We start from the raw sequence: 14,384 nt of genomic DNA on the forward strand, positions 1-14,384 counted from the left end.
TCTATTTGAAATTTACAATCTACTTAATAGTTCTGCTTTTTTATTTTCAAATTCTTCTACAGACAAAATATTTTTATCTTTCAAAGCTGCTAATTTTTCGATTTTCATAAAAATGTCTTCTTCAAAAGCAGTTGTTACCGGAGTAACTTCAGGCATCTGTACAGCTGCTACCTCATGTGGCATAGGGTTGTTTTGAGGAACAATTTGTTCTTGAGGTCTGTTTTCACCGCCAGATACAATAGGCAAACTATTCAAATTTACGGTACCGTATTGACTCGTAAATGTTACTGAATAACCACCACCTTGTTGTTGCCCAACACCACCAATTTGATTGTCAAGCGTATCAAAAACGGTAACTTTTCCATTTTCTTGAATCGCTAAGCGGCCAATATTTGAAAAAACTGCATAATTGGTATTGTTTTGACTCCCAGTAGAATTTGGTACACCCAAATCACCCCACCAGTTCCCTGATTGAGATCCATTTTGATTGGTAGTCTTAGGTAATGGTACATATTGTATAGCTCCTTGATTGATCAAATTTGACAATTCGATACAAAGACCATTGACTGTATTTTTCAATTGACTGTTGAACATATCACCAACCATCGTCATTCCGCCCTGCATCCATTGCCCACCGCCACCAAGTTCTGGAATATAAAATTGCGCCATAGTTCCGTTAGTTCTTATTAGAGCATGAGTCAATTCGGAAACCGCATTGGTGCTTACACCATAACGATTGGCAATCGCAACCATATTTTGAAAACTTGCATCTGTAAAAATTGCATTCATATTGTTTTGTCCTTAAATTATCTGAATCGTTATTGTAACAACACTTGTGCAAAGGTAGTCCAAACCAAATGCAATAGTGCGTCTTTTAATTTAAGTTTTTGATTTCCATGTTACTAAAACATTTTTAACTGAATGCGAAATAAAAATTTAGAATCTGACAACCTAATAACAATCCTACAAAGAATCTCATACTGATACTACTCTTGACTTTAGTTAATATCTTTAATCTCATACTCTGTTTCATTGAATTTAAAAGATTGTCCTTTTTCTAAACCTCTCATCGCAGCATATATAGGTGCTCGCGTAGAAATTCCAAAAATCGTATGTCCATCTACTTCTATTTGTTCGATGGACACACATATATACAAAGTCAGTTTATCAGTGATTACCAGCGCCCCAGGCTCTACAATTGTACATTGTTTTTCGGGTTGCAAGGTTTCTAAAAAATCCATTTCTCGAATCGCAAAATCAAGCTCTTTCCCTACTGCGTTAAAGAGTTCTACTTTGCCTCCAATGCGATCTTCTGTTTGACTAGGCGACTGATTGGCTTCGAGCACATCTGCCTGCATGGAGTCAACACGATTTTGAAAACTCTCTATTAGTTCCGTTTGTTTTTGAATGCAAGCTTGCTGAATATTTATTTTGGAGAACGTCATACAATTTAATTTAATGGTTAGATATAGTATTCTTATAAATATAAAGTATTTTACTCCAATAAAGTCGATTTTCACTAACAAACATATCTTTTCAGACTGTGACTTTGTCTGTAACAGATAAAGATTTTAACTCAATAATCTTTTTAAAATCAAAAAGACATCACTCTATTATAAAAAATGGAAATAATATGGAATAACAGGGCAATTTCCATCATCAAATCAAAGTTTACTTTATTGTATTTACATGGTATTTTCATTGTTAAACAGTCCTAGTTATTTTATAAAACCAAAAAAAAGACCTAACCTTGTATAGAATTACAAGTGATAAAAGGACAAAACTAGAACTTGACCCAAAAGAATCATGTTTAGACATCAAGGAAAAACAAGAACTTTAGAACACAATAAAAAAATTGCTTCTTTACTCTCATTTGTGGCAGGAATTGTAAATGTGGTCGGTTTTTTATCGGTACAGCGCCTTACCACTAATGTAACAGGGCATTTTGCGTTTTTTATAGATGAAGTTTTCAAACTCCATTTTTCAGAAAGTTTTATTTACTTTTTTTACATCTTATTTTTCTTCTTAGGTTCTTTTTGCTCCAGTCTATTGATAGAAATTATGACGCTTAAAAATGAGCGATACATATTTATTATTCCGACCATTATCGAAAGTATAATACTTTTTTGTATTGCCTTACTGGGACACTTACTCGTAAAAGAATACTCTAATTACATTGCTTTTAGTTTGCTTTTTGCCATGGGTTTACAAAATTCATTAGTAACCAGAATATCTAATGCAATTGTAAGAACTACCCATCTGACTGGTCTTTTTACAGATTTAGGAATTGAGCTTTCACAATTATTTTTTTATAAACAGAAAGAACAACAAGTTAAGTTACTTTCTACTATTAAACTTAGGTTCCGGATTATTACCTTCTTCTTTCTTGGTGGCTTTTTTGGCGGTACTTTTTATTCTTATTTTCATTTTTACTTACTGCTAATTCCTGCATCAATGTTAATTATTGGTCTGTATTATGACCACTTAAGATTTCAACTTCTAAACTGGAAGCATCAGTACGACATGAAAGAAAAATAAGTCTTCAAGCGAGAGTAAAAAAAGGTTCATTCCTCTTTACTATTTTTTTTTTCTGATGACAAAATAGTGAGAAATTTAAATTGTTAAAAACTGCAGATTATCATTTTCTCTTGTTTATTATTTTTTGATAATTATACCAACTTCCCCTAAGAATACAGTTTTTCAGCTACTTTATACACTTTCGTAAATTAGACGGCATCCCTACTTCACTTGTGTCTAAAGCAAAAAAAAACGGGAATACATCCCGTTTTTAATTTTATGCTGTATGATATACTTCTTTAGAATTTAAAGTTCAATCCTGCTGTAAATGTAGTACCGTTGATACCAAATTGACTTACTTCCCAAGGGTATTTGAAACGACCACCTAAGTTGGTCACAACATCTCCTTTTGGATCGATTTCATCTGGATAAACATTAAATAAATTGTTCACCATTACGTTAGCAGCAATTGTACTTGTGAATTTATAAGAGAAACCAAAATCGGTAATTACTTTTCCAGAGAATTTTTGATCTTTTGTTGGGTCAGTAGCATGTTGCCAGTTTACACTTCCAAAATAAGTGTTGTTCATGATAACACTCAATTTATTGATATCGTAGTTCATACCAAATAATACCTTTGTATTTGGTCTTGCATTCAAAATTCTTCCTTGTTCTTTTCTATTAAAAATATCGTATCCGTTTGCTTTCAAGATTGCTGGTGTAGCAATTTGACCTTGAATTTCATTTTTCGAAATATTGCTAGACAAGTTGAAAGTCATTTTACCAGCTCCTAAATCTAGATTTTTGTAGCTTAATACTATATCAGCACCTCTTGATACAGTGTTTACTGCGTTGATGAAGAATTTCATACTAGTAACGTTGTTAGCTAATAAAATTTGCTCTACAGGGTTTGTCGTAGAATTGTCGGCATCAAATCCAACTTCTCCAGAGAAAAGCACACGATCTTTAACTTTAATATGGTAGAAATCAAGAGAGGTTGAAAAGTGTGAACCAGATCTTAATGTAATACCTGTAGAAATATTTTGTGATCTCTCTGCATGTAGTTTAGGCACTCCAAGACCTATTACAGCAGGATCCACGTTGTTAAACGTTCCTTGGTTTGAAATTGTATTTCCAGATACCAATGTTTGAACATTACTCAAATAAATTTGGTGTAAAGCAGGAGCTCTAAAACCAGTACTGAAAGATCCTCTCACAGTAATATCTTTGGTTACTTTGTAACGAGAATTTACTTTGTATGAAAAATTATCACCAAAATCAGAATAGTTCTCATAACGTAATGATCCACCAATTAAGAAAGCATCAGAAACATCATAATCCAAAGTAGAATAAACCCCTACGTTAGTTCTATCTTTCTTTAATGCGTTTGCTGGCTGTAAACCAGGAAACGATTGTGCACCACCATTTATATATGATTCTTCTTGTCCAGCACGCGCTTCATATTGCTCTCTTCTTAATTCAGTACCAAAACCCAAAGTCACTTTATCAAAACTTCTCGAAAAATCAGCATTACCCACTAATTGGCTAAAAGTATATCCACCTGCATTAAATTCAGTCGGGCTATTAGCACCTAAGCTTGGATTCAAAGTGTTTGCAATAGTATAATCGACTTTATTAGAACCAGCAGTTACACTGAAATCAGAACTAAAACCAAGTAATGTAGATTTGATTCCAACACTTCCTAAGTTATCAAAAACGTCAGTATTAAATGTTGGTTGAAAACCGTTATAGGTTGTTCCAGCAGCATGCAATAAATTAAAAGGATCTGATACACCTGGCCAGTAAGGAACTCTGTACAAAGCAAAACTAGTTCCTTTTCTGATATTCAAATCTCCAAAAGCGTAAAGAGTTGTTTTTTCAGACAATGGATATTCTGCGTTTACAACCAAAGCACCCATTTTTGTATCCGGTTGCCCAATATTCATTCCTAATGTTGGATTATTTTTCAAATACTCTCCCCAAGTTGGGTCATCTGCAGCTACACCAAACAAATCATCTTTACCTGGCGATCCTGGTCTATTTGTTTTATTTTGATCTAAATAAGATACGTTGAAATTTACAAAACCTTTGTCTGCAAATTTAAATCCTGAATTTAAATCAGCTCCAAAATTAAATCCATCTCCTTGCGAAGTGATTCCAGAAGTCATACTAACCTCTGTAAAATTGGTTTGTTTTTTAAGGATGATGTTTACTACACCCGCAATGGCATCAGAACCATATTGAGATGATGCACCATCACGCAAAACCTCTACTCTTTCAATAGCAGAGAACGGAATACTTTTCATATCTGTTCCTACCTCTCCTTTTCCAGGAGTATCGTTAACATACACCAAAGCACTTTGATTTTTTCTTTTTCCGTTTACCAATACTAAGGTACGGCTTGGTCCTAATCCACGTAAATCTGCCGGATCAAAATGTGCAGTCGCATCTGAGATTGCTTGTGTACTTGAATTAAACGAAGGGATTTTGTAAGCCAACATTTTATCAAAGGTTACTTGTCCACTAGACTTTAGGTCTTCAGCATAAATTTTGTCAATCGGCACAGCAGAACTTAGTACAGTACGTGTTTTTGCTCTGTTACCTGTTACAACAACCTCGTCAAGACTATTGTTAGGAGCTAAATTTACTACCACTGCAGCAGCTTCTGTAGCAACGGTAAACGTTTTATTTTGGTAGCCTACATATTTTGCGATCAAAGTTGCAGGTAATGCTTTTACTTTAATTACAAATTTCCCGTTGGCATCTGTGGTTACTCCATTTGAAGTTGCTTTGTCCATTACATTGGAAAAAGGCATCGGTTGACCATTTTCATCTTGCACAACTCCCTTGATTGTCTGTGCATTCATTGCTAAAGGCATTATTAACGTCAATAATACGCCTAAAATAAATTGTTTCAGTTTCATAAATAGTAAATTCTAGTTATTCTTTTTAATTCGTTAACAAAACTAGAATTTTAAGTTAATATTATGCCAACATAGCAACATTTTTACACATATCTTGATTATTATACTACAATTGGCGCTTCGTTTACGATTTAGCTATATATGACCAACTAATTATGCTAATATCGCATAAATCTAAAGTAATAAAACGTGGTTCTCCATGCTAGCTTGTGCTATAAATCAACCATTTAATCGACAAAAAGCACCTAAAATCGGTATAATAACTAAATATCAATAGTAAAATGACAAGAAATACTGCTCCTATATTGAGGGAATTCTATCATGACTAAACTATAAGCAATACTACTTTTTTTTAAGTTAAATCAACTGCTATACATCAGACTAATGCGTATTTTTGTTACCATATACTTTTTAATATGGATCCTACTACAGTCTACCTCGAATCTAGCATCAAGCAATTTTTGTATTATAAAACAATTGGTGAAAAAGCAATGAAACAATTGCAACCAGAACAATTGTTTATACAAACTAATGCCGACTGCAATAGTATTGCAACGATGGTTAAGCATTTGTCTGGAAATATGCGCTCTCGTTGGACCAATCTGCTAACTAATGACGGTGAGAAGGAATGGAGAAATCGAGATGCTGAATTCGAAAACCATCCCGCAACCGTTGAAGAAGTCTTTGCTTGTTGGAACAATGGTTGGAATTGTTTGTTTGACACACTACAATCATTACAAACCAGTGATTTAATGAGCATTGTTTATATTAGGAATGAAGGGCATACGGTGCTTGAAGCCATAAATAGGCAATTGGCGCATTACCCATATCATGTGGGGCAAATAATTTTTTGTGCCAAAGAATTGAAGAATTCACCTTGGGAAAGCCTCTCGATTCCGAGAAATAATTCTAAAAATTATAACACCGATAAATTTGCAAAAGCGAAAGAAATTAAGAACTTTACCGAGGAAGAAATAAAACGATTGAATAACAAATAATGCCTTTTGCCCCTGATGGCAATGGAAAGCCCGGACGAGATTACCCTATTTTTTCTTGGCATAAAAGAGCGACTGAAAGAAGCTCCTTTTATGACAATAGAAAAAAAGGGGAAGCACGGAGGACTTGAAATGTACAGCAGGATTAGGCCTAAATTATAAAAATGACGAAATATATTTTAATAAGCAGCGTACTCCTATTGCTGTCATGTAAGGAACCCGAACGTAACTGTGCCGACTTTAAAACGGGGAAATTTAAGTTTGAAACTAAGATTGATGGTGTACTGAAAACTACTGTTTTTGAACGTACAGACAAAATTGAAATTGAAACCTATGAGGGGAAAACGGATACTGCCTCTGTACGATGGGTGAATGATTGTGAGTATATTTTGAAAAAATTGCACCCGAAGAATATGGCCGAAGAAAAATCGATCAGCATGCGTATTTTGTCAACAACCAAAGACAGTTACACTTTTGAATACGGTATTGTTGGAATGCCAGATAAACAAAAAGGGACTGCTTTTAGATTATAAAAAACAGTACACAATATCGACAGCATTAGACTGTTGACACTGAAAATTAAAACTAATTACTTATATATATGGAAGTGTTTTTGAATCCGGATGCTTGGATAGCCTTGGTCACTTTGACTTTTCTCGAAATTGTTTTGGGAATTGACAATATTATCTTTATCTCGATTGCCACGGGAAAATTGCCTGAAGAGAGCCGAAAAAAAGCGACAAAATTGGGAATGTTTCTAGCTATGTTTATGCGTATTGCATTATTGATGGGAATTAATTTTCTTATCCAAATGAAAGAGCCTTGGTTTACTGTGGATTGGAGTTGGTTTAAGGCCGGAATTACAGGCCAAAGTTTGATTTTGTTGGCAGGTGGATTGTTTTTAATCTACAAAAGTACCAATGAAATAAGAGAAAAAGTAGACCACAAGGGTGAAGAAGAGCACGACTTAGGAAAAGCCGCGGCAAAATCATTTCAATCGGTGATTATACAAATTATTATGATTGACTTAGTATTCTCCTTTGACAGTATTTTGACTGCTGTGGGTATGACCAATGGCGTACAAGGTGCGTTGTACATTATGATCACAGCCGTAGTAATTTCGGTTTTTATTATGATGCAGTTTGCTGTACCTGTTGGAACATTTGTAAATAAAAATCCATCAATTCAAATTTTGGGACTTTCGTTTTTGATCTTAATCGGAATGATGTTACTAACCGAAAGTGCACATTTATCAAATGCCGAAATTTTTGGTAGTCACGTAACGCCTATTCCTAAAGGATATTTGTACTTTGCCATAACGTTCTCCTTGTTTGTAGAAGTGTTAAATATGAAAAGTAGTAAAAAGAAATAGCACCAAATTTTATGCACATTTGAAAGCCCGTTTTGACAAAAACGGGCTTTTTTTGGTTTAAACCCAAATCGGTAGTTTACATTTTGATAACGATTGAAGATAATAAGAAAAACAAATAACCAACTCATAAACAATAACTTACGCTATAATTATGGCTTATACAAAAATAGTTATGTACGAAAAACAAACTACTTATGTAATGAAATTGTTGTCTTACAAAATTTTTGAAGCCATTCGTTAAATATTTCATAATATAGAATAAATCTTTCATTAATATTTGAATTCGTTCTTTGTCAAAAATAGTAAACAACAAAAACAAAATGAAAAAATTTATTTTACCAGCACTTTTGGCAATGGCAATTGTGTCATGCAACAAGGAGGAAGCAAGCGATACTTTTGTAGCAAACGCAGATGTAGTTTTGAAAAACCAATCGGTAACTCCTGCCTTATTAATTAAAAAACCAGGATTTGAAAATCTTGAATTATTTTCGTTGTTCAGCTCTGATGATGTATTTGAAAAAAGCCCAAACTATGTATTTGGTGGATCGGCTGATGGATCTGGATTATTGAAAAATGCAGATGGTACTTTTACTTTTTTAGTAAATAACGAAGACAACTTCTCTGTATCGAGAATCACACTTGACAAAACATTCAAACCAGTAAAAGGAGAATATTTATTGAACTCAAGCGGTAGCACATGGAGATTGTGTGGCGCTACGATGGCTACACCTGCAGAGCACGGTTACGGACCTTACTATTTAACTTGTGGAGAATCTGGGGAAGAATCAAGAACACACCGTTTAGATCCTTATGCAGATGCTGCTGGAGCTGCAGTTTCTAAAGAATTGGCTTCATTTGGTCGATTAAGTGCCGAAAACGCTTTACCGTTAAACAAAAATGCTTTTGCTGGAAAAACAGTAGTGGTAATTGGTGATGATGATTCTGGAACCTATGGTGGACAATTGTTCATGTATATGTCTGATAAACTGGGTGATCTTGAAAACGGTTCTCTTTATATGATGAAAAGAAACGATGACAATCAAAGAGAAAAAGATATGGTTGTTGGTCAAGACTACGCTGTATCATTTGCAAAGATTGTTAATCATACTACCTTGACTGGTGCTCAAATAAATGCATCGGTAAATACATTGAAAGCAATTAAATTTGGTAGAGTTGAAGACCTTGATTATAGAAAAGGTGGTCAAGCAGCTTCAAGCAGAGAAATATACTTCAACGTAACGGGACAAAACACTACAGGTAACAATACTGATGCTTCTAGAACTAAATACGGAAGAGTATATCAATTGAACTTGGACGAAAAAGATCCTTTAAAAGGTACTTTGAAAGTGATTCTTGATGGTGATGACAGAAATGGAATTGCTGGAAAATTCCAGAATCCTGATAATATTTGTGTGACTACCAATTACGTATACGTACAAGAGGATGCAAACGGATATGGAGACGAAACGCATGACGGATACATCTACCAATACGATATTGCAAAAAAATCATTAAAGGTAGTGGTTGAACTTGATCACCAACGTACAGCAGCAAATGCAGCTAAGTACAATGTAGGTGGTATCTCTAAATTTGGAGATTGGGAATATGGCGCTTTAATTGACGTATCAGATATTATTGGAGTTAAAGATGCATTTATGTTATCTGTACAACCACACACTTGGACGGGTACAAAATACAAAGGAGTAGATGGAGGATTACTTAGAACAAATGAGCAACAAGCTTCTCAAATTGTAGTAATCAAAGGTTTACCTAGATAGTACACCACTCAAATAGTTACAAATTCCACGATCCATAGGGGTCGTGGAATTTGCTTTTAAGTTTCACCACGGTTTTTATATTTATCATGAAAAAATATTTTTTACTATTGCTTACCCTCGCTATTGTTTCCTGCAATACAATGCCACCCAAACATACCCAAGTAAGCCAATTACTTCAAGAGAATATCAAGCAATTGGTTATAAATACAAAAAAGCTAAACGATTGCGTTGTAAGCAATAAAAGCACAGCCGAAATTCAGAAACAATTCAGTATCGCACATCAATCGTACAAAGAAGTAGAAGCTTTTAGCGAATACTATTTTCCCGAAGTCTCTAAATCTATCAATGGACCTGCCATCCCCGAGTTTGAAGAAAATGATGGAAAGATTCTACCGCCCCAAGGTTTTCAAGTAATAGAAGAGATGCTTTATCCTCAATACGACATCAACAACAAAGAAGAGTTGATACAGCAGTTGGATATGATGTCTGGAAACTTAATACGTTTAGAAAAAATAGCCGCCAACTCCGAACTCACAGATGCTCATGTATTTGATGCCTTGCGATTAGAGATGTTCCGAATTATCACAATGGGCATCACTGGTTTCGACTCCCCTATTGCACAACAATCCATACCAGATGCTAGGGTTGCTACTCAAAGTGTAGCCGATTATTACAGCTTTTATAACGATGACAAAGAGGACAAGACCTTATTATTATTCAAAAAAGCAACCGCTTATCTACAATCACACAATAACTACAACGCTTTTGATCGCGCCGATTTTATAAAAAATTACGCCAACCCACTTTGTGAAGCCTTGCATCAAAAAAAAATAGATTTAAAGATTCCGAATTTCGACGAAGTTCGTGGACTTAAAACCACTGCGGCCACACTTTTCGAAAAAAATGCTTTTGACCCAGAAGGCTTTTCAGGCTTTCCGGATTATAAAACAACTCCTCAAAAAATTGCCTTGGGTAAAATGCTTTTCAACGATTCCATTTTATCTGGAGACAACACACGTTCTTGCGCTTCTTGCCATTATGAGGACAAAGCATTTACAGACGGACTACAAACCGCCAAAGCAATGAACGGCAAATCCAATTTAAAACGAAACACCCCTACCCTAAAAAATATCGCTTACCAACGCAGCTTCTTTTCAGATTCTCGTGTGAGCTATCTCGAAGATCAAGCCGTAGCCGTTATAACTAACGAAGACGAAATGCACGGTGACCTAGACCAAGCGGCAAAAGAGATTCAAAAAACCAAAAAATACGATGTTGCTTTCAAAAAAGCTTTCCCAAACAAAAACATCAATGCCTTCGGAATCAAAAATGCCTTAGCATCATACATCCGTTCCCTTAGTAATTATGATTCTAAATTTGACCGCTATATGAGAAATGAAATCCCTTTTACAGCCGAAGAGAAACAAGGGTTTAACCTATTTGCAGGCAAAGCAAAATGCGCCAGTTGCCATTTCATCCCATTGACCAACGGAACAGTACCTCCAAAATTTGACAAGTCAGAGAGTGAAGTTTTAGGGGTTCCCAACACGGCAGGCAAACTAGATTCCGATCTAGGAAAATACAATTTAACCCAAGCCATTATTCACCGCAACTCTTTCAAAACGCCCACCTTACGCAACATAGCGCTTACGGCGCCCTACATGCACAACGGCGTTTTCAAAACCTTAGAAGAAGTTGTAGATTTCTACAACAAAGGCGGTGGCATAGGACTTGGCTTAGCGGTACCCAACCAAACCTTGCCAGCTGATCAATTGAACCTAAGCGAAAAAGAGAAAAAAGCACTAATTGCCTTCATGAAAACCCTAAACGATATTTAGTACTTCTATTTGGGCGTGCCACCATTGCAGCAAAAGGGCCCATTACTTTACGGTGATGAGCCCTTTTGCTGCAATGCTGTCGGGCTTTCGGTGCTACTTCGGTAGCTTACCTCTATCCCTAACGCAAAGCTTCACTGAAGTGCAATACAAATATTATAGTTCTAAAATACTCCTTCACAATTCCTTGCGCAACAAAAAAAAGGTCGTTCTCCTTGAACGACCTTTTCTATATATTCAAAAATATTTTAAAACAAAATAATCTGACCATCATCATCCAGCTGTACATCGCCGTCTTCATCATCACCTTCTTTGCGCTCTGGCTTTTCAGGAACAACCTCAACTGGTGGGTCATACGGTAAAGATTCTAATAAATTTACCTGCTTCAACTTATCCGTTGTCAATTGATTTCCGAGTGCTTTAAAACCTTTAACGGCGATAAAATCTTCCACATCAATAGTAATACTTTCTTTTTGTACTCCTTTTATTTTCGGAAAAACCAATTCGGCCAAGGGTCTGTAATCTGTCGAAACTATTTCGAGTTGCGAATTAGGATGTTCTGTTATAAATATCTCCTCTTTATTTTCGGTCTCCACCAAGAAACGCTTCAAATAATAACGTTCTTTTTCTCCATCATAATAAATCGCAGATATCGGTTTCTTCGGAATCCATTTTTCCAACACAATCATATCCGATTCAAAATGCGTAGTCAACTCAGGCGTTATCACTTTCAATTTCCCCGATTGCTGAATAATTAAGATCTTATCACTTGGTCTAAATTCACCTAGCAATTCACCTCTTGCATCCACATTCAGTCGTTGTACTGTTTCATCATACCAAACCTTACGTGGCAATAATGTCGAAATTCCTTTCTCCTTAATCTCAATTTTCTTGATTGGGTATTTACTAGCAATATTTCCTTTTGAAGAACGGCCTTTAATCGCCATTTTCGCAAAGTCAATATCAAATTTCAGTTTCTTAATACTTCCTATTTGACGCAATAGTATGGTTATCACCTCAGCTTCTCCATTTGGATTGTGTGAAAAATACAAAATTTGAGATCCTTTGGTTCCATTTGTCAAATCGTATGCCTTATCACGAGTCACGGCCGTTACATTAAAACGCTTAATATACGAAGGTCCCGATTTACCGTCTCGATAAATCAAGTTATAAATTGTGCGCTTATCACTTTTGTCAAAAATAGAAATATGAATAATATCTTTCCCAACAAAAGTTTTAGCATCTACTTTGGTAATCATCATGGTACCATCACGCATAAAAACGATTACGTCATCAATATCGGAACAATCGGTTACGTATTCATCACGTTTCAAACTCGTTCCCACAAAACCTTCCGCTTTGTTTACGTACAATTTTGTGTTTCTAAGGATTACTTTGGTAGCCTCAATATCATCAAAAACACGCAATTCTGTTTTACGTTCACGTCCTTTCCCGTATTTCTCTTTTAATTTTTGAAAGTAAGCAATAGCAAAATCGGTTAAATGTGCCAAGTGGTGTTCTACTTCACGCATTTCGTCTTCCAATTTCGCAATTAAATCATCTGCTTTATCCGAGTCAAAACGCGTAATACGAATCATTGGGATTTGCGTCAAACGCTGTAAATCCTCATCATTTATTGCTCGCACAAATGATTTCGAAAAAGGTTCAAAACGATCATACATATATTTGTAAAGCGCTTCTCTATCGGAGTACAATTTGAAATCGATATACATTTCTTCTCGAATGAATATTTTTTCAAGCGTAGAAAAATGCCATTTATTTTTTAATTCTTCCAATTGAATTTCGAGTTCTTGTCGCAACAAGTCCTGTGTTCTTGCGGTCGAAATTTTTAGCATGTGTGACACTCCAATAAACAATGGTTTATTGTCTTCGATCACACAGCCCAAAGGTGCAATTGATGTTTCGCAAGCCGTAAAAGCATACAAGGCATCAATAGTCTTATCTGGAGAAATACCTGGATACATATGAATTAAAATCTCCACATTTGCCGCCGTATTGTCCTCTATCTTTTTGACCTTGATTTTACCTTTTTCATTCGCTTTCAAGATACTATCAATCAAGGTAGTCGTATTGGTCGAAAACGGAATCTGGCTAATCACCAAGGTATTCTTGTCTAGCTGCGCAATCCTCGCACGTACACGTACACGACCACCGCGCAAACCATCGTTGTAGTTTGAAATATCTGCAATACCTTCCGTCAAAAAATCGGGATACAGCGTAAACGGTTTTCCTTTTAATATTTTAATCGAAGCATCAATTAACTCATTAAAATTATGAGGCAACACTTTGGTCGAAAGTCCTACCGCAATTCCTTCTGCTCCTTGTGCAAGCAACAACGGGAATTTAACCGGAAGGTTATTCGGTTCTGCACGACGACCATCATAGGAAACACCCCAGTCGGTAATTTTTGGTGAATACAATACTTCCAATCCAAATTTAGACAAACGTGCCTCGATATATCTCGATGCAGCCGCGCTATCTCCAGTCAAAATATTCCCCCAGTTTCCCTGGCAGTCAATCAACAAATCTTTTTGACCAATTTGTACCATAGCGTCACCAATACTCGCATCCCCGTGTGGGTGATACTGCATGGTGTGCCCAACAACATTAGCTACTTTATTGTAACGACCATCATCTAGCTCTTTTAGTGAGTGCATGATACGACGTTGTACAGGTTTAAACCCATCCTCAATCGCAGGAACTGCACGCTCCAAAATAACATACGAGGCATAATCCAAAAACCAATCTTTGTACATTCCTGTAACTTTGGTTATGGTATCAGCATCGTCATTAGTATTATCATAAAAGTGACCGCCTTCAAAATTCTTGGCATCAACTTTTATGATTTCCTCCTCTTGACTTTCTTCCGCAGATTGCTCTTCGGCGTTGTTCTCGTCGTCTGAGTTGGGGATGATATTTTCTTCTTCTTCGTCTTTCAAAAT

10 protein-coding genes are annotated in these 14,384 nt (G+C 35.8%); 6 read left to right on the plus strand and 4 right to left on the minus strand.

Annotated features, from left to right (window positions below; genetic code table 11):
* Window positions 1-12: 12 nt before the first annotated feature.
* Together FFWV33_RS17200 and FFWV33_RS17205 are read right to left on the minus strand one after the other, a co-directional pair.
* Window positions 13-789: an SHOCT domain-containing protein gene (locus FFWV33_RS17200; RefSeq protein WP_211316275.1), complete on the minus strand. Its 777-nt coding sequence runs from the start codon at window positions 787-789 to the stop codon at window positions 13-15.
* A 209-nt stretch (window positions 790-998) separates the two neighbouring features.
* On the minus strand, window positions 999-1,445 hold the full coding sequence (locus tag FFWV33_RS17205; RefSeq protein WP_108742044.1) for a hypothetical protein: 447 nt from the start codon (window positions 1,443-1,445) through the stop codon (window positions 999-1,001).
* A 361-nt stretch (window positions 1,446-1,806) separates the two neighbouring features.
* On the opposite strand from FFWV33_RS17205, the gene FFWV33_RS17210 reads away from it, so the two are divergent.
* On the plus strand, window positions 1,807-2,538 hold the full coding sequence (locus FFWV33_RS17210; RefSeq protein ID WP_108742045.1) for a YoaK family protein: 732 nt from the start codon (window positions 1,807-1,809) through the stop codon (window positions 2,536-2,538).
* Between the two features lie 278 nt (window positions 2,539-2,816).
* Here FFWV33_RS17210 and FFWV33_RS17215 read toward each other — a convergent pair whose 3' ends face one another.
* A complete protein-coding gene (locus FFWV33_RS17215; RefSeq protein WP_108742046.1) occupies window positions 2,817-5,441 on the minus strand; it encodes a TonB-dependent receptor in 2,625 nt (874 codons plus the stop codon).
* A gap of 416 nt (window positions 5,442-5,857) precedes the next feature.
* Here FFWV33_RS17215 and FFWV33_RS17220 point away from each other — a divergent pair, with 416 nt between their 5' ends.
* The 5 genes from FFWV33_RS17220 (at window position 5,858) to FFWV33_RS17240 (ending at window position 11,424) form a co-directional block, all read left to right on the plus strand.
* Window positions 5,858-6,439, plus strand: coding sequence for a DUF1572 family protein (locus FFWV33_RS17220; protein WP_108742047.1), 582 nt, complete (start codon window positions 5,858-5,860; stop codon window positions 6,437-6,439).
* 161 nt (window positions 6,440-6,600) lie between these two features.
* Window positions 6,601-6,969 (plus strand): DNA topoisomerase IV, encoded by a 369-nt coding sequence (locus tag FFWV33_RS17225; protein WP_108742048.1) that lies wholly within the window; start codon window positions 6,601-6,603, stop codon window positions 6,967-6,969.
* Window positions 6,970-7,037: 68 nt separating this feature from the next.
* Window positions 7,038-7,808, plus strand: a complete 771-nt coding sequence (locus FFWV33_RS17230) for a TerC family protein (protein WP_108742049.1) — start codon at window positions 7,038-7,040, stop codon at window positions 7,806-7,808.
* A gap of 320 nt (window positions 7,809-8,128) precedes the next feature.
* Window positions 8,129-9,586, plus strand: a complete 1,458-nt coding sequence (locus tag FFWV33_RS17235) for a PhoX family protein (protein ID WP_108742597.1) — start codon at window positions 8,129-8,131, stop codon at window positions 9,584-9,586.
* A gap of 86 nt (window positions 9,587-9,672) precedes the next feature.
* The gene (locus FFWV33_RS17240) at window positions 9,673-11,424 is read left to right on the plus strand and encodes a cytochrome c peroxidase (RefSeq protein ID WP_108742050.1); all 1,752 of its coding nucleotides are present in this window, start codon (window positions 9,673-9,675) and stop codon (window positions 11,422-11,424) included.
* Window positions 11,425-11,669: 245 nt separating this feature from the next.
* Here FFWV33_RS17240 and FFWV33_RS17245 read toward each other — a convergent pair whose 3' ends face one another.
* Entirely contained in the window at window positions 11,670-14,381 is a 2,712-nt protein-coding gene (locus FFWV33_RS17245) for a DNA gyrase/topoisomerase IV subunit A (protein ID WP_108742051.1), read from the minus strand.
* Window positions 14,382-14,384: the final 3 nt, after the last annotated feature.

This window comes from Flavobacterium faecale (assembly GCF_003076455.1).
Lineage (GTDB): Bacteria > Bacteroidota > Bacteroidia > Flavobacteriales > Flavobacteriaceae > Flavobacterium > Flavobacterium faecale.

What these genes read in the sequence shown, in the direction of transcription:
- FFWV33_RS17200 (WP_211316275.1), bottom strand. Translation starts at nt 789, where the DNA reads ATGAATGCAATTTTTACAGATGCAAGTTTTCAAAATATGGTTGCGATT.
- FFWV33_RS17205 (WP_108742044.1), bottom strand. Translation starts at nt 1,445, where the DNA reads ATGACGTTCTCCAAAATAAATATTCAGCAAGCTTGCATTCAAAAACAA.
- FFWV33_RS17210 (WP_108742045.1), top strand. Translation starts at nt 1,807, where the DNA reads ATGTTTAGACATCAAGGAAAAACAAGAACTTTAGAACACAATAAAAAA.
- FFWV33_RS17215 (WP_108742046.1), bottom strand. Translation starts at nt 5,441, where the DNA reads ATGAAACTGAAACAATTTATTTTAGGCGTATTATTGACGTTAATAATG.
- FFWV33_RS17220 (WP_108742047.1), top strand. Translation starts at nt 5,858, where the DNA reads ATGGATCCTACTACAGTCTACCTCGAATCTAGCATCAAGCAATTTTTG.
- FFWV33_RS17225 (WP_108742048.1), top strand. Translation starts at nt 6,601, where the DNA reads ATGACGAAATATATTTTAATAAGCAGCGTACTCCTATTGCTGTCATGT.
- FFWV33_RS17230 (WP_108742049.1), top strand. Translation starts at nt 7,038, where the DNA reads ATGGAAGTGTTTTTGAATCCGGATGCTTGGATAGCCTTGGTCACTTTG.
- FFWV33_RS17235 (WP_108742597.1), top strand. Translation starts at nt 8,129, where the DNA reads ATGAAAAAATTTATTTTACCAGCACTTTTGGCAATGGCAATTGTGTCA.
- FFWV33_RS17240 (WP_108742050.1), top strand. Translation starts at nt 9,673, where the DNA reads ATGAAAAAATATTTTTTACTATTGCTTACCCTCGCTATTGTTTCCTGC.